The following is a 23,996-nucleotide window of genomic DNA, read 5'->3' on the forward strand; positions in this document are numbered from 1 at the left end:
ATCGACTATGAGTATTTCTCGCCGAGCCTTCGCGGAACCTATTGCAATTGTCCGGATCGGGTCATTCTCGTCGGTTTGTGGCCTGTCTGTTCACGTCCGGTCACGAAGCAATCCCGGACATCTGGGTTCACCGCAGTGACCCACATCGCAACGCCAGCAAGCACCTTTGCGCTTGCCTTGAAGGCATTCTATTCTGGAGGTAGAAGCGGCTCGTGGGCACAGAATGTCGGTACTGCCTTTCTTAAGAATCTACGCGCCGCTCAACGCGGTTCTGGCTGCGCCTGGGCTTTTGGCGGTGGCTGCGCTCACGATACCGGTCATGTCCGGACGAAGCAGACTGGCTCTGGCTGTCGTGCTCGCAGTCATTTGGGGCGCCTATCTCCTGCAACTGGCCGCGACGCTGCTCAAGCGCCGGGCGGGAGACGTTCGGGACAGGACGCCGGCAATCGCCATTGATGTGCTCGCGGTTTTGGTTCCACTCGCCGCATTTCTGCTTGTCGGCACGCCCGACCGGAGCCTCTACTGTGCTGTCTGGCTGCTGAAACCGCTGCGTGACTCGACTTTCTTCCCGGTGCTGGGCAGGGTGCTGGCCAACGAAGCGCGCAACCTGATCGGCGTCACCACGCTCTTCGGCGTCGTTCTGTTCGCTGTCGCGCTGGCCGCCTATGTCATCGAGCGCGACATCCAACCGGAAAAGTTCGGCAGCATCCCCCAGGCAATGTGGTGGGCGGTGGTCACGCTGTCCACGACCGGCTATGGCGACGAAATTCCGCAAAGCTTCGCCGGCCGCGTCCTTGCCGGGATGGTCATGATGAGTGGCATCGGCATCTTCGGGCTCTGGGCCGGCATTCTTGCCACGGGCTTCTATCAAGAAGTCCGTCGCGGGGATTTCGTCCGTAATTGGCAATTGGTCACCGCGGTGCCGTTGTTTCAAAAGCTAGGCCCGGCGGTACTGGTCGAGATCGTGCGCGCGTTGAGACCTCGCATGGTGCCGGCGGGCGCCGTGATCTGCCGCATTGGCGAGCCCGGTGATCGGATGTTCTTCGTCGTTGAGGGGCGCGTCAGCGTCGCGACGCCGAACCCAGTAGAGCTTGGCCCTGGCGCCTTCTTCGGCGAGATGGCGCTGATCAGCGGCGAACCGCGTTCGGCGACCGTGAGCGCTGCAACGGTGGTCTCACTCCTGTCGCTGCACGCGGTGGATTTCCAGATGCTGTGCAGCAGCAGCCCGGAGATCGCGGAAATCATCCGCAAGACTGCGCTCGAGCGGCGCGGCGCGGCACCGACGGCTTGACCGTACCAGGTGTGCAGTCCCGGACTGTAAAGGTGTGTCGTCGATCTGTGCAGCACCGACAGCGGCCACGGTTTCGTGAGTGGCGAGGGCGACCGCAGCGACATTCGGTAGTCGCCGCTGCCTCGGTGGCCTTGGTCCTAAGATAATATCTGGGAACTGTGCTAGGATGGCCACCGCGCGGCGCGACTTGTCGGCTTCAAAGCGGTCAGGAACGATTGTCATGCTCAATCCAATCTCCATCATGGCCGACCGGCTCGGCGACTATCTGTCAGAACTCTATCTCCAGTATTTCTCGCATCGCAATCCGGAATATGCGAGTTACATAGGCGGAGCGGCCCGCCTAGTCCTGGAGCGCATCGGCAATTCGAACGCCCTCTATCACAACATCGAGCACACGCTGATGGTTACGCTTGCTGGCCAGCAGATCATCCGCGGCCGGCTGCTTTCGGAATCCCTTACCCCCGATGACTGGCTGCATTATACCTGCGCGTTGCTTGTCCACGACATCGGCATGGTCCACGGCGTGTGCCAGGGCGACACCGAGGACAGCTTCGTCATTAACGAGGCCGGCGACTTCTATACGCCACCGCGCGGCGCCTCCGACGCGGTGCTTGCGCCATACCATATCGAGCGCGCCAAAATCTATGCGCGCCAACGTTTTGCTTCCTCGAAGTTCGTCAATGAGGAGCGCATTGTCGAGGCGATCGAGATGACGCGCTTTCCTGTGCCGAACGATCCGGCCTACCAGGTCACCAACACCGAGCCGGCGCTGGTCAGGGCCGCGGACCTGATCGGCCAGCTCGCTGATCCCTTCTACCACCGCAAGCTGCCGGCGCTGTTTGCCGAGTTCTCTGAGATCGGGATGGTGGAAAAGCTCGGCTGCAAGACCGCCGCCGATCTCGGCGCCATCTTCACCGATTTCTTCACGCTGCAGGTCGAGCCCTATATCGGCGACGCGATCCGCTATCTGGAGCTAACGACGGAAGGCAAGCAGTGGATCGCCAACCTCCACAGCAACCTCTTCCAGTCCGGGCATCGCGCCAGGATCGGCCCGTTCCCCGGCGTGTTGCAGCCGACCTCGGCGAGCCTTTCGGTGGTAACTTAAGAGCCTGGGATTGTTCCCTCTTTTCCGCCGGTTCCGAGCCGGCTGCGAACCAGCGATGGCTCGACGGGGAGTGGGTCTCGCCGTCCCCGGCCGCAACTCGACAATCCCCTCCCGGGCTTTGCGCACGCTGGCCAAGTCCGCTTGGCGCTGCGAAATGCTGACATTCAGCATAGCCAAGGAAACGAACCTTTTGCCGCAGAACGGGCACAACTGATTTGCCTTTCGTTCCGCCAGCTAACGCGACCGAGGCGCGTTTGCCCGCCACTGTGTTGATGTGCGTCAATGCGAGACGGTCTACGGCCCCTACCATGGTCACGGTCAGCAATGATTTTGGAGACAGCAGATGGACGAAGAGAGCGGAAACAAGATCGAGACGTTGTTGGATCAGCATCGGATCATGACGGTTGCAACGCTGAGGCCGGACGGCTGGCCGCAGGCGACGACCGTCGGCTACGTGAACGAAGGCCTTACCCTTTACTTCCTTTGCGGTCTGGAAGGCCAGAAGGCTGCGAATCTGGCGCGCGACGATCGCGTGTCCTTGACCATCGATCACGACACGCCACAGGTGATGGACATCACTGGACTTTCTATGGCGGCGCGTGCGCAGCCGGTGGCGGACCGGGCCGAAGCGGAAAAGGTCCTGCGGATGCTGCCCCTGAAGTATCCGGAGCAAGTTTCGCTGCCGGGCCCGATGCCGACGCCGGAGCAGGTGCGCATATTTCGCGTGATGCCTACCGTCATCTCAGTGCTCGATTACTCCAAGGGCTTTGGCCACACCGAGCTCGTCACTTGCTGAGCGCGCTCCTCCCAAGATAACCTTTGGGTTATGCGGGCGAGGCCGGCAAATCGCAGGCAAAGTCTGTGCATTCAGACCTGGGGCTGGCACCTCGTCGGATGACCGCCAGTAGCACATCCCTGACAGTCGATCGTTCGAGTGATACCGGGGTTGATGATCCTACCCATAGGGTGTTTTGAACGGATTCTCGTTTTGTTGGTGATGGGCGATCATGCGAAACCGTCACGCTAGCGACTTTGCCTATTGGCCGTCCTTTAGCGCCCGGGATGGTAAACCGCGATCAAACGCTCGAGTTCGTCGATGGCAGAGGACTGTGGAAGCTTCTCGCCCTGGAGTTCCGGCCGCACCCTCCAGCCCGGATCCACGCCCTCCATATTCGGCAACTCATGCGCGATGCAATTATGAAAGCCAGTGACCTGTTGCCGTCCCACAAAGAGACGTAGAGCTCAACCACGGGATTCTCAGCTAATTTCTTCGCGCGCCCGCTCGGATAAGGTGTGCAGCAACTCGACCATCGTCCTCATCATGACTGCGAAAATCCTGATGAAGATCAGAAAATATGGCGGCGCGGCCTCAAGACCTCGCTCGTCCGCCAGAATCGGCATTGTGGGGTTCTATGGTGGAGCTCTCTAAATTCCTGGACGCGTAGCCATGCCGGCCGTCGCAACCGTGGTCATTGAGTTTGTCTGCGGCGCTGCAAGCGGAATTGCGCTCGGCCGCTGGGTGCCAAGTTTCAGCCTTGGCAGGACAGCCGACGGCATAATCGGCGGCATTGGCGGTCTGCTTTTTGTATGGCCCTCCGCCCGGATTGCGGGTGTTGGGCCCCTCATCGGCCACCACGCCGATGGCCTGACGCCGACCATGTTGATCGGAGCGGGAATAGCAGGGCTGCTCGGAGGTCTCGTCCTGATTGTGCTGGCCGGGTTCGTTTGGGCACTCATGAAAGGCTGACAGCTGCGAATGAAGACGATGGCCCTAACGCACTGCGCTTTCCGCCCCATCCGGGTGCGCCATCGCTGAAGATTGCCAGGTAGCCACGAGGAGACCATTATGAGGAAATTGGCTCTTGCGCTTGCAGTCGCCTCAGGTTTGGCAGGCTGCACCAACGCGGAAAAAGGTGCTGTGATCGGGGGGGTTGGCGGCGCCGCGCTCGGAACGGCAGCTGGCGGTAACGACGTGCGAAATGCGGTCGTTGGCGGTGCAATCGGGGCCGTCGCGGGTACCTTGATCGGAGCGGCGGCCGACCGTCGCGGATATTGTCGATACCGGGATCGGCACGGCCGAATCTTCGAGGCGCCATGCAGGTGATCGCGTTTCGTATCTTGCTACGCCGTAACGCTCGCGGGGCGACGCATGACCCGTTTGGCCAAAGAGAACAGGACAGGAAACCCACTTCCATCTTCTGATGTCACCCAGCGGTGCTCTGTTCCCTGTTCGAATTCCCAATTCGCTCCCCCTTCGCGGAAGCCCGATCAGCCAATGCCGCTTCATGCAGACCTCCGGATGACGGCTGCGTACCGTTGAGATGAAGTGACTGCCTGCGGCGATCCGGCGCAAGTCGAAGCCGTTCTGTCGTCTTGGGCTGCAGTGAAAAAGGGACGGACCGCAAAGGCGTGGGATTCCCGGCTAATTTCTTCGCTTTGGTAGAGACCTAAAGTGGCATCCCGCAATCTTGTGAGCGCATCTCGATCCCATCGATTTTCGCAGTGGAGGCCCCATGTCCGACCTGGTCGTCATAGTCTACCCCTCCGAAGCCAAGGCTGAAGAGGTGCGCCAGCGCCTGTTTGCATTGCAGAAGGAATACCTCATCAGCATCGGCGACGCCGTGATCGCGACCAAGACGGAAGCTGGCAACGTAAAGCTCAGCCAGATCATGAACACCACCGTCACTGGTGCCGTGTCCGGTAGCTTCTGGGGGCTGCTCATCGGTGTCATTTTCCTCAATCCCGTCATCGGTGTGGCGATTGGCGCCGCTTCCGGCGCGCTTGGCGGCGCACTGACCGACGTCGGAATAAACGATGCTTTCATGAAAGATCTGTCGGCCACCTTGCAGCCGGGAAATGCTGCACTGTTCGTGCTCGTCCACGGAATGACCGCCGACAAGGTGCTGAGCGCAATCAAGGGATTTGGTGGCGTCGTGCTCAAGACATCGCTGGACGAGACGAAGGAGCAGATCCTTCGTGAGGCGCTTAGTCAGGCGTCCAAAGCCGCATAAATCAGGTTCGACGCCGCTCAGGAAACGCGTGAGCCGATCGCCTAGCAACGTGGACAGAACGATGGGTGCATTCGAGACTGCTGTCGTACTCGCTATAGAGGTCATCTGTGGTGCAGCGGCCGGCCTCGCTCTGGGGCGATGGACGGGTCTTCGTCTGGGCGCAAAGGCCGATGCCTTGACGGGCGCGGTCGGCGGACTGGCTCTGACCTGGCTGGCCGGACAGCTGCCAGGCGTCGCCCGTGTCGTCGGAAAGGTGGAAGGCGCGGTGGACGCCACGGCGCAAGGCGTTGGCGTCCTTACCCCGGCAATCCTTGTCGGGGTTGGCGTTGCGGGGTTGTTGGGTGGCTTCGTCTTAACCGCGTGCATCGCCTTTGCCCTAGGAGGAATCAGGCCCCGAGGGCGACCCGAAGGAAAAGTGAGATGAACCAGCTACAATGCCTACTTGCCTGCCTGAGCCCGTGGTTGATGGTCGCTGCATTGTTGTCGTCATGCACAGTGGCTGTCGATCAGACTCATCCGATTTCGCACCGGCCGCAAGCCTGCAGCTTGGTACACGCACCCGTTTGTGCTCGACGCGGTGAAAGGCAGCGGACATTTGGCAACGCATGCATGGCCCGCGCTCAAGGGTACCAGATCGTGAGGAATGGTGAATGCCGCATATCGCGACCGACGCAGCCAGTAGCCTGCACCCTCCAGTTTGCTCCGGTTTGCGCAACCAGGAGCGGGCGCTTGCGCACGTTTTCCAACGCATGCATGGCCCGTGCGGACGGCTTTCGGCCGCTTCATGTCGGCCGCTGCCGATGAGCCTTTGGATAGGATCTGAGGGTCGCTTTTCTCCGAAGCCTGCCACGAGTCCGTGCATGAACCTCAGCCGGAGAGCCCATCACGCGTGAGTGAAACAAGATTGCGGCGGCCACGCGCGACAAACGACAAGGCAGACGTAGCTGAAGCGAGCAATCGCCGTGTGGTCAACCCGGTTGCGACCGGCATCCTCGTTCTCGCCGCGCTCTATTTCGCCAGTTCAATTCTTATGCCCCTTGCATTCTCACTGTTCGTGATCGCATTGGCATGGCCGATTCAGGCGGCTCTGCAACGACGGATCCCGCGGCTGGCAGCCTCGCTGGTTACACTTCTGCTTGTCGTTCTGGTGATCATCGTCGTAGGCTCCGCGATTGTCTGGGGGGTCGGCGAACTATCGCAATGGCTGTTCTACAATGCCAGCCGATTGCAAGAGGTCTACGTCCGGTGGGCGGACTGGCTGGAAGGCCACGGAATTGCGATCGTCAGCCCACTAGGAGAGCTTTTCAGTATATCCCGGCTGGTCGGCCTGACCCACAGCCTCGTCACGCGGCTGAACAGCGTCGCCGGCTTTGCCGTGTTGACCTTTATTTTTGTGATGCTGGGACTGTTGGAAGCCGACGACCTGCAACGTCGTTTGCGTTCGTCGTCGGCCCAGCCGCAAGGCGAGCTGCTCTTGAATATCGGCCGCGAAATTGGCGGCAAGATTCGCCGCTTCATGGTCGTGCGCACTATCGCATGTGTTGTGACGGGCTTGGTCGTGTGGGCGTTCACGCTTGCTGCCGGGCTCGAGCTCGCCAGCGCCTGGGCAGCCATCGCCTTTGCGCTTAACTACGTCCCTTTTGTCGGACCGTTGCTGGCCACCATGTTCCCGACGTTGTTCGCCATCGCTCAGTCCGGTTCCTGGCAGTTGGCGCTGACTGTGTTCGTCGGCCTGAATGCCATTCAGTTTGCCATTGGCAGCTATCTGGAGCCGTTCCTGACCGGCGCATCGCTGGCAATCTCGCCTTTCGCCGTTATGTTCGCGGTGTTTTTCTGGAGTTTTATGTGGGGGGTGCCAGGGGCGTTCATCGGCGTGCCTATTCTTATCGTTGTGGTCACATGGTGCGCGCACGCGCAATCGACACGCTGGATTGCAACCTTGCTGTCTGGGGCACCTCCATCGGCTTGATGTCTATCGGCACCGTTAACCATCGCCACCCCAAAGCAAACGTTCAGCTCCGAGATTCAACTTGAATTGTAAAACGATCAAGTTTATGTTCCTGCGCGCGAGGGGAGATGTTCTTTGGCGGAGGGATATCTTCGATGGCTCTTACTTCTCTGACGCATAACGACTGCGATCTAAAGAATATATATGAACCACTTCTAACATTCCTTGGTTTCCAACACCGTGCCTCGGCGGCGAAGCTGTTGAATGACGCAAGTGGGGAACTCTCGTTCCACCGCCCTCTCGTCCTGTATCGATTGTGTGCGCTGTCGAGGGTTCCGTCGTGACCTCGGCTCCGGCAGTGTTGAACCAGCGTGCGGACGCCGGAACGTTGGCTCGCGTTGCGGACAAGCCTGCCCCGGAACGCGTTCCGATTCCCTGCTTTGAATTCTCGACTCGGGAACTGCCTCCGAGGGACCAGTTTGCGGCATGGCGCCAGAACTTCGCGACCATGCTCGACTTTGTCGAGCCGAGCGATACTGCGGCGGGTTTCGCCGGCACGCAGCTTCTCTGGGACCTAGGCGATCTTGCCCTGGCTCAGATCAGCACCAATGGCTTCGATTTTACCAGCCTGGCGGGTCACATTCGCCGGGACCCCATCGATCATTGGTTGGTGACCCTTATCCGAGACGGCAGATCGCAGACGACCACTCCATCCAGGTCTTTCGACGGGGAGGCCGGATCGGTGCAGGTGCATTCGCTTGGCCGGGTCTTCGAGGGAAGCGTTACAGACAGCGAAATGCTGTTGCTGTTCGTACCCCGCGACTTCTGCCGTGACATGGGGTGGGGTCTCGACATGGCCGAGTTCACCGTTCTCGGTGGAGGCATGGGGACGCTGCTTGCCGACTATCTGGCCAGCCTCGCCCAGAGGCTTCCTACGATTGATGTTGGCGATCTTCCTGGCTTGCTCGGTGCGACCAGAGCGATGCTACAGGGTTGCATCGCGCCATGCTCTGACCATCTCGCCGAAGCCCATGATCCGATTTCCGCCACCTTGCTCGAGCGCGCTCGTCGGTTCGTGCAACTTCATCTGTTTGAACCGGATCTCGGCACCGAGCGTCTGACACGCGGACTCGGGATATCGCGTTCACGTCTCTACCGACTTTTCGAGGCTTCCGGAGGGATCGTGCACTACATCCAGCATCGGCGGCTGCTGGCGGCCCATGCAGCGCTCGCTGATCCGAATGACCGCCGTCGAATTCTCGACATTGCTGATGAACACGGCTTCGGTGATGGCGCTGAATTCAGCCGGGCTTTTAGACGCGAGTTCGGATACTGCCCGAGCGAAGTGAGAGCTGGTGTCAAGAACGGACCATCGAACTGGCATCTGAACGAGGTGCAGACCGCTGCCCCGTCCGAGCGTCTGAGCCAGCTGCTTCTTCGGCTCCAGGCGCAATGACCGGCGTGGTCGATATCGCTGAAATCGGGCAACCCCGATCCAATCCCATCGAACAATGCGAGCGCCATCTGCATTGACGGACCGATCCGCGGCCCGCAACGCGGCACCGCGCAGCGATCAAATCCGCGAGCCCGGCCGCCGCGAGAATTCACGCTGTCTTGGCCGCCGATACCCAGCCGTTTGTCAGCCAGGCAATGCCATGCGAAATGAGATCGATACCGAGCAGAAATCCGAGCACCCAAAGGCCGGTCGTGGGCCATCCAGTCAGGACAACAAGGCCGGCCAGAAAACCGAATGTTCCGGACAGAACCATCGCCCAGCCGACGTCGCTCCAGTGCCTGACGCCGACAAAAAGGCGCACGATGCCCGAGGCCACAAGCAGCAGTGCGAGGACGTAGGTCAGGACAAGGGCAGCCTGACACAGGCTGCCTCACCACCATGGCACCAAAAACAATATACAGGATGCCGAGGAGGAATTGCCATATGAAGCCGCCGCGCGGCGATAAGGTTCGACAGCGCAGGCCTGTCCAGATTTGGCCTTACGCAGCTGGCGGCGAAACCATCATTTCCGCGTGGCAATTGGCGCAGCGCGCGCTAGTCCCGACAATCTCCGCGTCGCTCACGCGCAGCTCCCTGCGGCATTTCGGGCAAGTGAGGCCTGCCGGCGTCTCCGCAAAATCAAACTGCGGGCCTACATAAGCGCAGAGCATGTGATGAATGACCGAGGAAAATACCAGGCGAGCAGCCCCGCATACTGGGCAAAACGACTGATCCGCCTCGATCTGCATTTGAGTTGCGCCCCCGACGAGACAATTAGCGAAGCCCAAGAAAATCAACCAGCGCGGCGGCCGCGCGGGCGGCTACACTTGTATAGTACATGTGGATGTCGACGGTGGCGTTTAAGGCGGGCGCCACCGCGTCCTGATTGAATCGAACGCGTGCGATCTGCGCCGACTGACCAGCGGGCCGCCCAACAGTCTGCTCCGCGCCGAGCACGTCAGAGACCGGCAAAATTTCGGCGATCGCGCCCAAGATTCGCCTGTTGCCGAACAGCACGAAGACTTCATCCCCCACCTTCGGATCGACCAAGCGATGGTTTGGAACGTACCAGTCGACGTAGATGTCCGTCGTATCATAAATTTCGGCAATGGCAGTGCCCGCCACCAGCGACTGCCCGATGCGCGCGAAGCGCCGCGACACGACGCCGGCGATCGGCGCGACAACCCGGCCATCGGCGAACACACGCTCGGCCTCGTCGAGGTGCTGCTGCAGCCGCTGACGGAATGCGCTCAAGGATTCGATCTGGACGGAAGCCTCCGCGGCTTCCGCCTCCTGCGAAGCGACGGCTTTGAGCGCCTGCGCGCGAGCGTTGAGGACCTCCATCTGGAAGGAGAGGCTCACGCTTGCGGAAGGGGCAGCTTCGAGGCGTTTCACCGCCGCCTCGGTGAGTCGCAGGTAGGAGCGCGTCGCCTCAAGAGAGTCCCGCGCGACACGCGCCCTAATCCGCAACTCGGCCTCGCGGCCCGCAAGGTCGGCCAGCGCGCGCATGTAGGTCGCGACGATCTCGTCCTGCTGCGGCGAGCGAACTTGCGCAATCTCGTCGCCTGCGCTGATCCTGTCGCCGGGCGCCACATGAGTGTCGATGACCTGCACAACATAGGGCAGCGACACCAGCTGTCGGGGCGCCGAGACGATGCCGGGTCCGCCGAGAAAGACGAGTGGCGCGCCGAAATAAATGATGACGACGGCGAGCAGTCCAAAGACACTCGTGCCGTAGACGATGCGGACGAACCGTCCGGCCGTGCGCCGGCGACTCTCGATCGGATCCGGAATATTGGGATCAAGGCGGTTGAGCCCGATGTTCATCTGTTTCGTCTCAGTTACGGTCGCTCAAGAGCGCGCGACGAACGCGCAGCGGCACGTAGTCGTCATGCCGCGAACTAGCGAACAGGATTTCGGCTGAGTAGGTCACGAACCGCGCGCACTTCATGACGATACCCTGGTAGAGCGGGAAGATCAGCGACACCGAAAAGCCAAAGAAGCCGGCGGAATTGTTAAACAAAGCGAATGCAAGCGCAACGTTGAACAACGACGTGACAAGCATTAGTATATAGACGGCCCCAAGAAAAATAATCGTATTCTCTCCAAGCACAGAAACAATGTAGATCAAATAAAATGGGAAAATGAGCGTAGGAATCAAGTCGAGAACGATGAAGTCCAGTCTTTGAAGCGTGTCCGGCAGCCGCTCGTGTGGGTGGAGCAGACTGAATTCGCCATACATCAGGAAGCGGACTCGCAAGGCGTCCCGGTCCCAGCGCGCCCGTTGCCGCAACAGACTGACGGGGTTGTCCGGAACGGCTGTGGTTGCCCAGGCATCCGGTACAAAGCGGACAGCATGGCCCAAGCGGCGCAGGCGCAGAGTGAATTCCAGATCCTCGCCGGGACCGACATCGAGCCCGCCCTGCTGCATGAATACCTCGCGCCGGTACATAGAGCAGGCGCCGGAACAGCACGCGATGGCCTCGATCATGTCGAGGAAAGAACGTCCCGCTGACAGCGACATCAGATACTCGACGCTCTGAAGCCCGGTCGTCAGCGTTTCTCGCTCGTTGGCGACGTCGATGTTGCAACTCGCAGCCGCCACATGCGGGTCGCGGAAAACAGCTGCCATCCGCGACAGCGTCGTCGGATCGAAGGTCGTATCCGAATCCGCGGTCAGCAGCAGATCGCCACGGGCGAATCGCGCCGCCGCGTTCACTGCTGCGCTGCGGCCGCAGCGCGTGCCGTGGCAGATGATCATATCCACCTCGCCGCGCGCGCGAGCGCGCTCACCGATTGCCCGGGTCGCATCGGTGGATCCGTCATCGACGACGATGATCTCAAGCGGCGGCAAGGTCTGCCGGCGCAGTGAAGCGATCGAACTGTCGAGCCCGGCGGCGCCGTTGAAGGCCGGCAGGATGACGCTGATTGAAGCGTCGCCGGGCGGCGCGTGGCCATGCCCGGGCCTCGTCAGAATGAGGAGCAGAGCAAGCGAGATCAAGGACAATGTGTAGCGGGGAATGTCGAAGATCAGCGCCGCGAAGATCAGCGAGAACAAATTCGTTCCGGCCAGATGTTGCGCCAACTCGAACACGCGGGCCACTACGCTGTCTTGGCCGCTGGTAGCCAGCCATATGCCAGCCAGGCAATGCCATGCGAAATGAGATCAATACCGAGCAGAAATCCGAGCACCCAAAGACCCGTCGTGGGCCATCCGGTGAGGATGACAAGGCCGGCCAGAAATCCGAATGTTCCGGACAAAGCCATTGTCCAGCCGACGTCGCTCCAGTGCTTGAAGCCGACAAAGAGGCGTACGATGCCGGAGGTCACAAGCAGCAGTCCGAGGACGTAGGTCAGGACAAGGGCGCCTGACACAGGCTGCCTCACCACCATGGCACCAAAAACAATATACAGGATGCCGAGGAGGAATTGCCATATGAAGCCGCCCCATCCCTTCATCCAGAAGGCGTGCATCATCTCGAACGCACCCACCACGATGGCCGTAACACCAATGACAATGGTGCTGATCACGGTAGCCAGCGCGACGTCGCCCAAGACGAATACGCCCCCGACAATGAGAACGAGGCCAAGGAGAAGACGAACCGATGTGGGTGGCAAAGTCGATGCGGTTCCATTCTCATAGGCAGTCATGGCTTCCTCCTCGATTGCTGGACTCCCTCATTGGTGTCGATCCCTGCCTTCGTCCGGACAGTGGCCCATTCCGCAATATGCTGGATCGCCGCGAATAAGGCCGGGATGATGAAAAGGCCGATCGTCGTTGCGGCCAGCATGCCGCCAAAGATTGTGACGCCCACCGCCTGGCGCGCGCCGGCTCCGGCGCCGGTGGACACCGCCAGTGGAACAATGCCCAGAATGAAAGAGAGAGCCGTCATCATCACGGCACGGAAGCGCTGCTCGGCGCCAAGTCTTGCCGCTTCGGCGATCGGTTGCCCTTCCTCGCGGCGTTCCTTGGCGAATTCGACGATCAGGATGGCGTTCTTCGACGCCAGCCCGATGAGCAGCACGATGGCGATCTGCACATAAAGACTGTTTTGCAGTCCGAAAAGCATGAGCGCCCCTGTAGCGCCGAACAAGGCGGCTCCAAGGGACAGAATTACGGCGATTGGAAGCATCCAGCTTTCATACTGCGCTACCAAGAACAGATAGGCGAACAAGAAGGCCAGTCCGAAGATCATGGTCTCCTGTCCGGCGCTGCGCCGTTCCTGGAACGACAGGCCGGACCACTGGTAGCCATAGCCGACCGGCAGCGCCTGGGCCGCGACGCGTTCGATGGCGTCCATCGCCGCTCCGGAACTGCCGCCTGGCGCGACTTGGCCGTTGATCTGTGCCGCTACAGAGAGGTTGTAGCGGGAGATGACGAAGGGCGCGAGCACCGTGCTGGTCGATACCACCGCCCTGAGCGGCACCATCGCACCCATCCGGCTGCGAACATGGAGATTGAGGATATCCTCGGCGTCCCCGCGATGCTCGGCGTCAGCCTGCAGGTTGACCTGGAAGACTCGCCCCTGCAGCGTAAAATCGTTCACGTAACGCGACCCGAAGCTGGCGCCGATCGTCGAATAGATGTCGGACACGCTCACTCCAAGCGCTTCGGCGCGGGTCCGGTCGACATCGACATAAATCTGCGGCACATCGGCGCTGAAGGTAGTCGCCACACCGCCGATTTCCGGTGCCTGGTTGATCGCCGTAACGAATGCACGGACCACCGCCGCGATCTCTTCCGGCGGCTGGCCCTGCAAAGCCTGGAGGCGCAGATCGAGGCCACCGACCGCCCCGATGCCGGAAATGGCCGGTGGCGAAAAGACTGCAACATTGGCGCCCGGAATGGTCGAGAACTGCGCGCGCAATCTTGCGAGGATGGCGTCCAGCCGCAGATCCGGCGTGTTGCGCTGATCCCAAGGATCCAGCGCCGCAACCACCATCGCTCCGTTGGGAGATTGTGTCCCCTGCACGATGCTGAAGCCTGCGACCGAAATGACGTTTTCGACGCCTTTCGTTGCCGACAGAGTCCTTTGAACCTCACCGACAATCGCCCTCGTGCGGTCGAGCGAGGCGGCATTCGGAAGCTGGATATCGACAAACAGGGCGCCCTGGTCCTCGTCCGGGAGGAAGGTAGCGGGGAGACCGCTGAACAGCAGGTAGGCGCCCAGGAAGCAGGCGGCAAGCGCGGCGAGAGGTATGATCCACAGGCGCACCAGGAAACCGACCAGCCGACCATAGCTGACACGCGTCGCGTTTATGAAGCGCGCGAACCAGCCAAGTGGACCGCGCCGGTATCCGCTCTGTCCGCGCCTCAGCAAGATCGCGCTGAGCGCCGGGCTGAGCGTGAGGCCGACAACGGACGAGATAACCAGCGCCGCCGACAAGGTGACCGCGAACTGACGGTAGAGCTGCCCGCTTATGCCGGATAGGAAAGCTGTCGGGATCACCACGGCGAGGAGGACGAGCGTGGTGGAAATGATCGGACCCGTAATCTGCCCCATCGCCTTGCGGGCGGCCGCCGCCGTTTCGACCGCGGAGTCTTCCTCCATGACATGCTTGACGTTCTCGACGACAAGGATAGCGTCGTCGGCGACCAGTCCGATCGCCAGGACCAGGGCTAGCAGCGAGATCGAGTTTATCGAATATCCGAACGCCAGCAGGATGGCGATGGCGCCCAGCATTGCGACGGGCATGGCCAGCGCCGAGACCAGGGTGGCGCGCCAGTCCTGCAAGAACAGATAGGTGACGACGAGCACGATCAGGAATGCCTCGCCGAGGATCCGCACGATAAGCGAGAGGCTCGTACGGACGAACCGTGTCGCGTCGTAGACGACCTGGTACTGGAGGCCGGGCGGAAACGTGGGTGCAAGACGCTGTAGCTCGGCGAGCACGGCGTTGGCCGTCTGGATCGCGTTGGCTCCCGGCGCCTGGTTTATCTGAAGCATCGCCGTGTCATGTCCGGCGAAGCTCGCGCTCGATGAATAATTGCGCGCGCCGAGTTCGATGCGGGCGATGTCGTGCAACCGAACGATCGCTCCGGCCCCGCCGGTGCGCACGACGATGGCCCCGAATTCATCCGTGCTCATGAGGCGGCCGCGGGCCACGAGCGTATACTGCAGCTCGGTGCCTTCTCGCGCCGGTGGAGCCCCGGCCTGGCCAAGCGAGGCCTGGATGTTCTGCCGCTGAATGGCGGTGGCCACGTCATCGGCAGTTATGCCGAGCGCATCCATGCGTGCCGGATCCATCCATATGCGCATAGAATATTCGGACGCGCCGACGACGGAAGCCTCACCGACACCGGTAACGCGCGAGAGGGCGTCGGCGATTGTCGTCGCGGTGAAGTTAGTGATCTGCAGCACGTCGAGCTTGCTGTCTGGAGAATAGAAGGCGATGCCGAGCACGAAATCAGGCGATCTCGACCGCACGGACACGCCTTGCTGGGTGACCGCGGCCGGCAATTGGGAAATCGCCAGTTGCGCCCTGTTCTGCACATTGACCTGCGCAATGTCTGGATTTGTGCCGACTTCGAACGTCACGGACAGCGAATATTGCCCGGCATTCGAACTCGTTGACGACATGTACATCATATTGGGGACGCCATTGATGGCCGTCTCCAGAGGGCCGCCGACGACATCGGCTATTACTTCCGCGCTGGCACCGGGATAGGTGGCCGAGACGCTGACGGTGGGCGGTGTGATCTCTGGATATTGCTGCACCGGCAGCGAAAAAATGGCGATTGCGCCTGCAATCGAAATGACGATTGACAAGACGATCGCCAGCCGGGTCCGGGTTATGAAGAGATCGGAAATCATGAGCCGCCGCCGACCGGCTGGCCTTCGCTCGGCTGAACCGTCATGCCTTCGGCGAGACGCTGGATTCCCTGGACAACGACCTGCTCGCCTCCATTCAAGCCGGTGTTGACCGCCCATCCATTGCTGACGCGCGCGCCGGTATCGATGCGCCGTTGCGAGACGACATTGTTCTTGCCCAGCAGATAGACAAACCGCCCCTCGCTATCCTGCAGCACCGCCGTCTGGGGCACTACCGGCAAGCTGGGCGCGTCTTTCCGCTGCACATAGAGGGTGACGAATTGCCCAGGGAGAAGGATGTGACGAGGATTCGGGAAAACCGCGCGAGCCGCAACGGTACCCGTCTGCGGGTCGATCTCGTTCTCGACAAATTCGAGTCGACCAGTAGCGTCGTAGTCCGTCCCGTTGGCAAGACGCAGTGAAAGCTTCAGCGTTTTCGGATCGATGTTGCTGCCGCTCGCCTCCTGCTGCCGTATGGTCACAAGCAACCCCTCGGTCACGGCGAAAGCCACGCGGACCGTGTCCAGGCTGACTATTCGTGCCAGCGAACCGGAATCCGGTCCGACCAGATTGCCCGTCGTGAATGTCGCACGGCCGATGTTGCCGGAGATCGGTGCCGTGACGCGAGCATAGGCCAGGTTGAGTTCGGCGGTGTGGAGGGCCGCCTCCGCAACCTGCACATCGGCGGCAGCGACATCGAATGCCGCCTGGACCTCGTCCAGGGCGGCCTGCGAGACCGTTCTTCGAGCGAACAGGTCCCGGTTGCGCGCCAGCGTCCGTTCGGCTGACCCGCGTGTCGCCTCGGCACGCGCCACCTGCGCCCGTGCCGACGTGACCAAGGCATCAAGCTGATCCGGTTCGATTTCAAACAGCGTGTCCCCAACCTTCACCGTCTGCCCATCCTTGAAATCGACGGAGTGCAGAAAGCCGGTGACGCGCGCGCGGATATCCACTGCTTCGATCGCCTCAACACGAGCGGTGAAGGTTGCCGGATTGCTCGCCGGCTGGACCTCGATCTTCTCGACGACAACGGCGGGAGGCGGAGCCTGCGTTGGACCGCGCTGCTGGGCCGATGAACCCGAACTCATGCAAGCGGCCGTGACGGTTGCAAAACAGACCAATACGAGGCGGGCACGAGAAACGTGCCGGATCGCTGCATCTCGATTGAGCGAGGTTACACGCTGCGTCGTCATGACCGGGCCCTGCGCATCGTGAGGGCTATTGCAATGTAGGCGCTGCCGGCGACGAGGAGAGAAATGCCAGCAACTGTGCCTGGCGTGTAAATGCTGGTGTAGGGCAACTTCAATGCGAGCGTCGCACTAGCGGCCAGCGCGACCAGGCCCGATACTCCGAACCACGGCCAACCATCTTGATCGCGCACCTGGAACGCGAGCGCGACTTGTAAAATGCCCTGCACCAGAAGCACCAAGGCGATCAGAAGAGTGATCGCCAGAGCGCCCTTGAAGGGATTGAAATATATCAGGATACCACCGACCAGTTCGACCGCGCCGGTCAACTCTTGCCAGATGAATCCGCTCCATTCCTTGACTCGCAAGGATTGAACCATCTTCACGATGCCCGCCAGCGAAAGCACGAACCCAAGGACAACGCTTGCCGCGAATGTAGATACAACGGGCAGTGCGACGGCCAACACTCCAGCCGACGCCAGGGTAATGCCCAACGCCAAAAACCACCCCCATTTGGAATGCAGGGAGGTTGCTCGGCGCTGGGGATCGGTTCCGCTCGTGGATACGCCGCTCATTGTCGATTGCCTAACCAGAATTCCTGCATGAGTGGCGCCCATTTCTGATCTCCGGGAACGCTCTCTTGTCAGTAATCCACCGGATCACGGATTATCGGACAGGTCATGCAGTGGCCGCCGCCACGACCGCGGCCCAGTTCCGCGCCGATGATGGTAATGACCTCTATGCCCTCCTTTCGCAGCAGCGTGTTTGTATAGGTGTTGCGGTCATAGGCGTACACGACGCCCGGCGATGCACAGACCAGATTTGCGCCACTATCCCATTGGGTGCGCTCGCGGACGTAGGCATTGCCGCCGGTCTCAACAACACGCATCTTCTTGAGGCCGAGCGAGTCGCGCACCGTCTCGACGAAGGTGCCTTTGTCCTTATGCAGTTCGACGCCGCCCTTGCCGTCCGGCCGGTAGGAGAACGCCTCTATGCCATTGACGATATCGGGGTAGAGCAGCACGCAGTCGCGATCGGCAAAGGTGAACACCGTGTCGAGATGCATCGCCGCGCGCAGTTTCGGCATCGCCGCGACGATGACGCGCTCGGCCGCGCCCTTCTCGAACAGCGTCGCAGCGAGCTGGCTGATGGCCTGACGCGAGGTGCGCTCGCTCATGCCGATCAGAACATTCCCCTTACCGATCGGCATGACGTCGCCGCCCTCGAGCGTGGCGAGACCCCAATCCTTGGTCGGGTCGCCCCACCACACATTCACCTTGCCGGCGAAGTCGGGATGGAACTTGTAGATCGAGGTGGTGAGGATGGTTTCCTCATGCCGCGCCGGCCAATAGAGCGGGTTCTGCGTGACGCCGCCATATATCCAGCAGGTGGTGTCGCGGGTGTAGAGCGTGTTCGGCAGCGGCGGGAGTAGATACTCGTTCACCCCGGCCGCGTCGCGGATCAACTCGAGCTGTTCGCCGCCGATGGATTCGGGGAACTCGTGGGTCGAAAGGCCACCGATCAGCGTCTCCGCCAGATCGCGATTGGAGAGCCCCTCCAGATAGGAGCGCACCTCGTCAACGAGGCCGAGGCCGACCTGGTTCGGCACCACCTGATTGTCGAGGATCCATTTCTTCGCCTCGGGGACGGCGACGGTTTCGGCGAGAAGGTTATGCATCTCCACCACCTCGATGCCGCGGTCGCGCATCTTGGTCATGAAGTCGAAATGGTCACGCTTGGCGTTGTCGACCCACAGCACGTCATCGAACAGCAGTTCGTCGCAGTTGGTGGGCGTCAGGCGCTGATGAGCGCGGCCGGGCGCGCAGACCATGACCTTGCGAAGCTGCCCGACTTCGGAATGCACGCCGAATTTCGTTTCCATCGTCATGGTTTGTGCCTTTCTCGTCAAGGTGTAATGGCGCCGGTCAACAGGCCGACGAAACCGGCGAGGCCGGCGACCAGTGTGACAGCGAAGATGATGAGTTCGACCGATGTGAAGAACCGCGCGTTCTGTTCACGTCGCGCCCAGAGGTACAGGATGGTCCCCGGCACAAAGAGCACCGCCACCAGCAGGACGTATTTCAAGCCGGCGGCCAGAAACATGACAAGCGTGTAGGCGACGGCGATCCAGGCGAATAACTGGTCGCGCCCGCGCTGACCAGGCGAGGTCTCGTACCCCTCGCCGCGGCGGGCGATCAGCACGCCATAGCCCGCCACCAACAGGTAGGGCAGCAGCGCCGTCACGCTTGTCATGTCGAGCATGACGTTGAAGGCGTCACGCGACCAATAGGTTGAGATGACGAATAGCGAGACGACGATATTGGTCAGCCAAAGCGCGTTGGCGGGAACCCGGTTGCCGTTCTGCGCCGCGAAAAGCTTGGGCATGTCCTGCGACTTCGCCGCGGCGAACAGCACCTCGGCGCAGATCAACGACCAGGCGAGATAGGCGCCGAGCACCGACACCAGCACGCCGATGGAAATGAACACCGCGCCCCAATGTCCCACGACCAGTTCGAGCGCGCCGGCGAGCGAGGGCTGTTGGACTCCGGCGATGGCCGCACGCGTCGCCGTGGCGTAGGGCAGAAGGGTGATGGCCACCATCAGACCGGTGACGCCGACGAAACCCAGGATGGTGGCTGTGCCGACATCCGAACGCTTCTGGGCGAAGCGCGAATACACGCTCGCCCCCTCGATGCCGAGGAACACGAAAACGGTGATCAGCATGGTGTCGCGCACCTGCGCCAGCAGGGTCTTTTCCGGCATGCCCACGCCGCCGAGAAAGTTCTCGGAGAATTGCGTGTAGTTGAACGCGAACGCCATGGCGAGGATCGCCACGATGATCGGTACGATCTTGGCGACCGTCACGACGCTATTGATGAAGGTGGCCTGCTCGACGCCGCGCAGGATCATGAAATGGAAGGCCCAGATGCCAACCAGCGAGACGATGATCGCGGTCGCGGTGCTCCCATCCCCGAAAATCTCCGGGAAAAAGCGCCCGAGCGTCGATCCGATCAGCACCCAGTAGAAGACGTTTCCGAGGCAGCTTCCGAGCCAATAGCCGAACGCCGAGAGGAAGCCCATATAGTCGCCGAAGCCCGCCTTGGCATAGGCGAAGACGCCGGAATCGATATCCGGTTTCTTCTCGGCCAGCGCCTGGAACACCCGGGCCAGCATGTACATGCCGGTTCCGGCTATCGCCCAGGCGATGATGGCGCCGAACGGGCCCGTCGCGGTGGCGAACCTGCCGGGCAGATTGAAGATGCCGGCCCCGATCATCGATCCGACAACCATTGCGATCAAGGCGAACAAGGACAGCTTCTGCTCGGACTTACTTGCCACGTGCCTCTCCCGAGTGATCGGAAATCATCTGTCCGTGAGCCAACAAGCGGGCTGGAATTTCAGTACAAACCAAACCCTATGCTTTTGGCGGGGTCGTGAAATTAGCTGAGAGTCTCATTCCTGTGCATCGCGTCTCTATTTCGGAGCCTCGACGCAATACACCGCCGCAGTGGAGTTACATCGGCTGGACTTGTGACTTTCTCCGATGCAGCATCGGGTGAGCGACCTGGACCGGTTTAGCAATTCGGACGGATTTCGCTTGTGCAATTGACGACCGGCTCGAGACGCGGCCATGGCATCCCAGACCTCGCAGAAGCTTTCGCTCGCGGCGCTAACGGCGATGGTGGTCGGATCAATGATCGGCGCCGGCATATTTTCGCTGCCTCGTACCTTCGGCAACGCAACCGGACCAGTCGGCGCAATCATCGCCTGGTGTATCGCCGGGACCGGGATGTATACGTTGGCCCGCGTCTTTCAGGCGCTCGCGGAGCGCAAGCCCGAACTCGATGCCGGCATCTTTGCCTACGCAAAAGCCGGCTTCGGTGACTACGCTGGTTTCCTTTCTGCGTTTGGCTATTGGTTGGTTGCCTGCATTGCCGACGTCTCATATTGGATTCTGATCAAGTCGACGCTCGGCGCGTTCTTCCCGGTTTTTGGCAACGGTGACACGGTCCCGGCGGTGGTGGTCTCGTCGATCGCACTCTGGCTGTTCCACTTCACGATCCTGCGCGGGATCAAAGAAGCTGCCGTCATCAACACCGTCGTTACGGTCGCAAAAGTCATTCCCATCCTTACCTTCATTTTCATTCTGGCCGGAACGTTCAAGGCGAACATCTTCGTCAGCAACCTATGGGGCGGAGAGCTGGCATCGCGAAGCGGTCTCTTTGAGCAAATCCGAGCGACCATGCTTGTCACAATCTTTGTGTTCATTGGGATTGAGGGAGCAAGCGTCTATTCTCGCTATGCCAAGGAACGCTCCGATGTCGGCAGGGCGACGATAGTCGGTTTCGTCGCCGTTTTGTTCCTGCTGGTGCTGGTGACGCTTCTGCCGTATGCCGTACTTACACAGGCGGAAATCGCGGGAATGAGGCAGCCATCCATGGCTTCCGTTCTCGAGGCCGTCGTCGGTAATTGGGGCGCGGTTTTCGTCAGCGTAGGGCTGATTGTTTCTGTGCTAGGCGCTTATCTCGCCTGGTCGTTGATCTGTGTCGAGGTGCTGTTCGCGGCCGCAAAGAGCGGCGACATGCCAAGGATTTTTGCGCGTGAAAATGCCAACAAAGTCCCGGCCGCCGCGCTGTGGCTGACCAATATCGTCATTCAAGTCTTCGTTATAAGCACGCTTTTCTCGCAAGATGCGTTCGCGCTCATGGTGAAGCTGAGCAGTGCCATGGTGTTAATTCCTTACCTGCTCGTGGCTGGATACGGCTTCCTTCTCGCTTTACGCCGAGAGACTTATGGAACCCAACCCGCACAGCGATCCCGCGACTTGATCGTGGCTGGCATTGCCACATTGTATGTTGCGTTCATGATCTACGCAGGCGGCCTGAAATTTCTGTTGCTGTCATCTATTCTCTACGCACCCGGTACGCTGCTCTATGTTCAGGTCAGACGGGAACAGAACAAACCAGTGTTGGTCGGCGTAGAATGGATAGTGTTGGCAGCTGCGGCACTTGGTTGCCTCGTTGGCATTTACGGAATTGCCAGCCGCGACATCATTATCTAGCTGTGCGAGCGCTTCAGTTCCTTGGCCGACAAGACATACCAAGGAATGTCTGGCCTAAATCAAGTGCGTAATTCGGTTACCCTCCGTAGAATGTCGCCGCGAAGTGCTGTCGGCTATTCATCCCTGAAGTAACAATCAGCGTGCCAATCGGTCCTGGTTGGCAACGCATGGGAGACGTCATGGGTATCGCAGCTCGCTTTCTGGCCACGACGACAGTTGCGATCCCTTCAGCCAGACCGCAGTTGCCGCGCCTTGCGACTCTGAAATGCGGAACCAGCCTGCTCGGCGCAGAAGGATAGCGATCATGAACGACAGCCTCTCGCCGCGCGAAATCGTGCGGGCAATGGTGGATCTCGGCGCCGCAAAAGCCGCTCACAGCGTTCCTGATCTTTTGATCCGCGGCATGCTTTCCGGGGCGCTCCTTGCCTTCGCGACGAGCATGGCCCTGGAGGGTGCGCTTCAGACAAATGTCGCGCTCGTCGGCGCTCTCATCTTCCCGGTGGGATTTGCCATCATCATCATCCTTGGCCTCGAACTCCTGACCGGGAATTTTGGCCTGGTACCCCTGGCCGTCCTCGCTCACCGCACGACGGTCGGCCGGATGTTGGCCAATTGGTTCTGGGTTTTCGTCGGCAACATGCTCGGTTCGCTCATCTTTGCCGGGCTGTTCTATGTCGTCCTGACCGATGTCGGCAATGTTGGGGCGAGTGCGCTCGGAGATCATCTGCGTGCGCTCGCCGAAGCGAAGACGATCGCCTATGAGCCGTATGGATACGACGGACTGGTGACCGTCTTCGTCAAGGCCATGCTCTGCAACTGGATGGTTTGCCTCGGCGTCGTCATGGGGATGAGTTCGAAGTCCACCCTCGGCAGGATCGTCGGATGCTGGTTGCCCATATTCGCCTTCTTCGCGCTCGGTTTCGAGCACTGCGTCGTCAACATGTTCGTCATTCCCATGGGGATGATGCTCGGGGCCAAGATCAGCTTCGCAGACTGGTGGTACTGGAACCAGATACCCGTGACCTTGGGCAACATTGCTGGCGGTTTCCTCTTCACCGGACTTCCTCTCTATTGGACCTACCTGAAGGGTGGCGCAGAAGACGTGCCTGCCCCTGCGGCGAGGATGTCACTCGGCCCGGCCGAGTGATGGGCCAGCATTCCGGCGAACACATCTTCTTCCTCGGCATTGGGTCGCCCACAATTGCTTCGCGAAAGAATGTAGTCGTTTCGAAAAGAAGGACTCAGTCGGGTCCGCCATGGTGGCGCCGACAGCACCCAGCCGAACAGCTTCGATTGGACACAGCTAGAGCCAGGAAAGGCGCCGGCACATGCCTGACAGACCAGATGTGCAGTCCCGAACCAGAGGATGGCTGTGGCTGTCAGGTTCGCGGCCGACCGAGTTCAGTCCGGATCACAAATTGCAATCGCCGCCATTGCGCATCGCCTGATGACCACGAACATGACGCAACTCGACCTTCCGCCCGATGTTTCGCCGCAGCCGAGTTTTCGCTCGGCTGACACTTCTTTTTCGGCAAGCGGCGCGGCGGCCGAGATCACTGACGAACGCAGGCGAGCGATCGTCGCGGAGATTCCACGGCTGCGTGGTTATGCGCGCGCGCTGTTGCGGGACCGCGATGCCGCCGACGACCTTGTGCAGGACAGCCTCGAACGGGCGCTGTCGAGGATGGCGAACTGGACGGCCGGCGATACGCCACGCCGCTGGCTGCTCACGATCATGCACAATCTGTTCGTTGACCAGTTGCGGCGCGCCAAACGCCATGCCCAGGCGGTGACCACGATCTCAGAAACGATAGATGCGATCGCGAAGTCGCCACAGGCCGACAGGCTCGTATTCGTGGACGTATTCTCGGCGCTTCAGCAGATCAATCCCGAACGACGCGCAGCACTCGTGCTTGTCGCGGTCGAAGGCCTCTCCTATGCCGATGCCAGGAAGGCGCTGGGCATTCCCGTGGGGACGCTGACGTCGCGGATCGCCAGGGGCAGAGAGGAGCTGCGATCGATCCTCGAAGGTGTCTCGCGGCCAGGCCAACCAGGGTGAGCAAAGAATGAACCGTCAGCGTTTTC

At 60.7% G+C, this 23,996-nt stretch carries 22 protein-coding genes; 11 read left to right on the plus strand and 11 right to left on the minus strand.

Annotated features, from left to right (window positions below; all coding sequences use genetic code 11):
- The first annotated feature begins 223 nt into the window (after positions 1 to 223).
- From AC07FD_RS08270 to AC07FD_RS08280, 3 genes are all read left to right on the plus strand, one after another.
- Positions 224 to 1,291 carry a cyclic nucleotide-gated potassium channel gene (locus AC07FD_RS08270; protein ID WP_478349441.1) on the plus strand — a complete coding sequence of 356 codons (1,068 nt, stop codon included), beginning with the start codon at positions 224 to 226 and terminating at the stop codon, positions 1,289 to 1,291.
- Between the two features lie 220 nt (positions 1,292 to 1,511).
- The gene (locus tag AC07FD_RS08275) at positions 1,512 to 2,396 is read left to right on the plus strand and encodes a metal-dependent phosphohydrolase (RefSeq protein WP_478349442.1); all 885 of its coding nucleotides are present in this window, start codon (positions 1,512 to 1,514) and stop codon (positions 2,394 to 2,396) included.
- 343 nt (positions 2,397 to 2,739) lie between these two features.
- Positions 2,740 to 3,192 carry a pyridoxamine 5'-phosphate oxidase family protein gene (locus AC07FD_RS08280; RefSeq protein ID WP_478349443.1) on the plus strand — a complete coding sequence of 151 codons (453 nt, stop codon included), beginning with the start codon at positions 2,740 to 2,742 and terminating at the stop codon, positions 3,190 to 3,192.
- A gap of 461 nt (positions 3,193 to 3,653) precedes the next feature.
- Here AC07FD_RS08280 and AC07FD_RS08285 read toward each other — a convergent pair whose 3' ends face one another.
- The gene (locus AC07FD_RS08285; RefSeq protein ID WP_478349444.1) at positions 3,654 to 3,797 is read right to left on the minus strand and encodes a hypothetical protein; all 144 of its coding nucleotides are present in this window, start codon (positions 3,795 to 3,797) and stop codon (positions 3,654 to 3,656) included.
- A 46-nt stretch (positions 3,798 to 3,843) separates the two neighbouring features.
- Here AC07FD_RS08285 and AC07FD_RS08290 point away from each other — a divergent pair, with 46 nt between their 5' ends.
- The 5 genes from AC07FD_RS08290 (at position 3,844) to AC07FD_RS08310 (ending at position 8,811) form a co-directional block, all read left to right on the plus strand.
- Complete coding sequence (locus tag AC07FD_RS08290; RefSeq protein ID WP_478349445.1) at positions 3,844 to 4,143, plus strand: hypothetical protein; 300 nt, start codon at positions 3,844 to 3,846, stop codon at positions 4,141 to 4,143.
- 99 nt (positions 4,144 to 4,242) lie between these two features.
- Positions 4,243 to 4,500, plus strand: coding sequence for a YMGG-like glycine zipper-containing protein (locus AC07FD_RS08295; RefSeq protein WP_184876101.1), 258 nt, complete (start codon positions 4,243 to 4,245; stop codon positions 4,498 to 4,500).
- A gap of 409 nt (positions 4,501 to 4,909) precedes the next feature.
- Positions 4,910 to 5,407: a DUF1269 domain-containing protein gene (locus tag AC07FD_RS08300; RefSeq protein ID WP_478349446.1), complete on the plus strand. Its 498-nt coding sequence runs from the start codon at positions 4,910 to 4,912 to the stop codon at positions 5,405 to 5,407.
- 964 nt (positions 5,408 to 6,371) lie between these two features.
- Positions 6,372 to 7,376: an AI-2E family transporter gene (locus tag AC07FD_RS08305; RefSeq protein WP_478349530.1), complete on the plus strand. Its 1,005-nt coding sequence runs from the start codon at positions 6,372 to 6,374 to the stop codon at positions 7,374 to 7,376.
- Positions 7,377 to 7,695: 319 nt separating this feature from the next.
- The gene (locus AC07FD_RS08310; RefSeq protein ID WP_478349447.1) at positions 7,696 to 8,811 is read left to right on the plus strand and encodes a helix-turn-helix domain-containing protein; all 1,116 of its coding nucleotides are present in this window, start codon (positions 7,696 to 7,698) and stop codon (positions 8,809 to 8,811) included.
- A 148-nt stretch (positions 8,812 to 8,959) separates the two neighbouring features.
- Here the strand turns inward: AC07FD_RS08310 and AC07FD_RS08315 are convergent, their stop codons facing one another.
- The 10 genes from AC07FD_RS08315 to AC07FD_RS08360 form a co-directional block, all read right to left on the minus strand.
- A complete protein-coding gene (locus tag AC07FD_RS08315; protein WP_478349448.1) occupies positions 8,960 to 9,172 on the minus strand; it encodes a hypothetical protein in 213 nt (70 codons plus the stop codon).
- A 178-nt stretch (positions 9,173 to 9,350) separates the two neighbouring features.
- Positions 9,351 to 9,599 (minus strand): TackOD1 domain-containing metal-binding protein, encoded by a 249-nt coding sequence (locus AC07FD_RS08320; protein ID WP_379018339.1) that lies wholly within the window; start codon positions 9,597 to 9,599, stop codon positions 9,351 to 9,353.
- A gap of 25 nt (positions 9,600 to 9,624) precedes the next feature.
- Positions 9,625 to 10,677, minus strand: a complete 1,053-nt coding sequence (locus AC07FD_RS08325) for an HlyD family secretion protein (RefSeq protein WP_478349449.1) — start codon at positions 10,675 to 10,677, stop codon at positions 9,625 to 9,627.
- A gap of 10 nt (positions 10,678 to 10,687) precedes the next feature.
- Entirely contained in the window at positions 10,688 to 11,953 is a 1,266-nt protein-coding gene (locus tag AC07FD_RS08330; protein ID WP_478349450.1) for a glycosyltransferase family 2 protein, read from the minus strand.
- Positions 11,953 to 12,501, minus strand: a complete 549-nt coding sequence (locus tag AC07FD_RS08335) for an HdeD family acid-resistance protein (protein ID WP_478349451.1) — start codon at positions 12,499 to 12,501, stop codon at positions 11,953 to 11,955. Before AC07FD_RS08335 ends, AC07FD_RS08330 begins: the two co-directional genes overlap by 1 nt.
- Positions 12,498 to 15,665 (minus strand): efflux RND transporter permease subunit, encoded by a 3,168-nt coding sequence (locus AC07FD_RS08340; RefSeq protein WP_478349452.1) that lies wholly within the window; start codon positions 15,663 to 15,665, stop codon positions 12,498 to 12,500. Before AC07FD_RS08340 ends, AC07FD_RS08335 begins: the two co-directional genes overlap by 4 nt.
- On the minus strand, positions 15,662 to 16,750 hold the full coding sequence (locus AC07FD_RS08345; RefSeq protein ID WP_478349453.1) for an efflux RND transporter periplasmic adaptor subunit: 1,089 nt from the start codon (positions 16,748 to 16,750) through the stop codon (positions 15,662 to 15,664). Before AC07FD_RS08345 ends, AC07FD_RS08340 begins: the two co-directional genes overlap by 4 nt.
- Before the next feature lie 101 nt (positions 16,751 to 16,851).
- A complete protein-coding gene (locus AC07FD_RS08350; protein ID WP_478349454.1) occupies positions 16,852 to 17,424 on the minus strand; it encodes an HdeD family acid-resistance protein in 573 nt (190 codons plus the stop codon).
- 68 nt (positions 17,425 to 17,492) lie between these two features.
- The gene (locus AC07FD_RS08355; RefSeq protein ID WP_478349455.1) at positions 17,493 to 18,737 is read right to left on the minus strand and encodes an arginine deiminase; all 1,245 of its coding nucleotides are present in this window, start codon (positions 18,735 to 18,737) and stop codon (positions 17,493 to 17,495) included.
- A gap of 17 nt (positions 18,738 to 18,754) precedes the next feature.
- Positions 18,755 to 20,188, minus strand: coding sequence for a basic amino acid/polyamine antiporter (locus tag AC07FD_RS08360; RefSeq protein ID WP_478349456.1), 1,434 nt, complete (start codon positions 20,186 to 20,188; stop codon positions 18,755 to 18,757).
- Positions 20,189 to 20,480: 292 nt separating this feature from the next.
- Between AC07FD_RS08360 and AC07FD_RS08365 the strand changes: the two genes are divergently transcribed.
- The 3 genes from AC07FD_RS08365 to AC07FD_RS08375 all read left to right on the plus strand — a co-directional run bounded on the left by AC07FD_RS08365 (position 20,481) and on the right by AC07FD_RS08375 (position 23,970).
- Positions 20,481 to 21,911, plus strand: coding sequence for a basic amino acid/polyamine antiporter (locus AC07FD_RS08365; protein WP_478349457.1), 1,431 nt, complete (start codon positions 20,481 to 20,483; stop codon positions 21,909 to 21,911).
- A gap of 304 nt (positions 21,912 to 22,215) precedes the next feature.
- Positions 22,216 to 23,058 (plus strand): formate/nitrite transporter family protein, encoded by an 843-nt coding sequence (locus AC07FD_RS08370; RefSeq protein WP_477285360.1) that lies wholly within the window; start codon positions 22,216 to 22,218, stop codon positions 23,056 to 23,058.
- A 300-nt stretch (positions 23,059 to 23,358) separates the two neighbouring features.
- Complete coding sequence (locus tag AC07FD_RS08375; RefSeq protein WP_478349458.1) at positions 23,359 to 23,970, plus strand: sigma-70 family RNA polymerase sigma factor; 612 nt, start codon at positions 23,359 to 23,361, stop codon at positions 23,968 to 23,970.
- Positions 23,971 to 23,996 lie beyond the last annotated feature (26 nt).

The organism is Mesorhizobium waitakense, assembly GCF_056431085.1.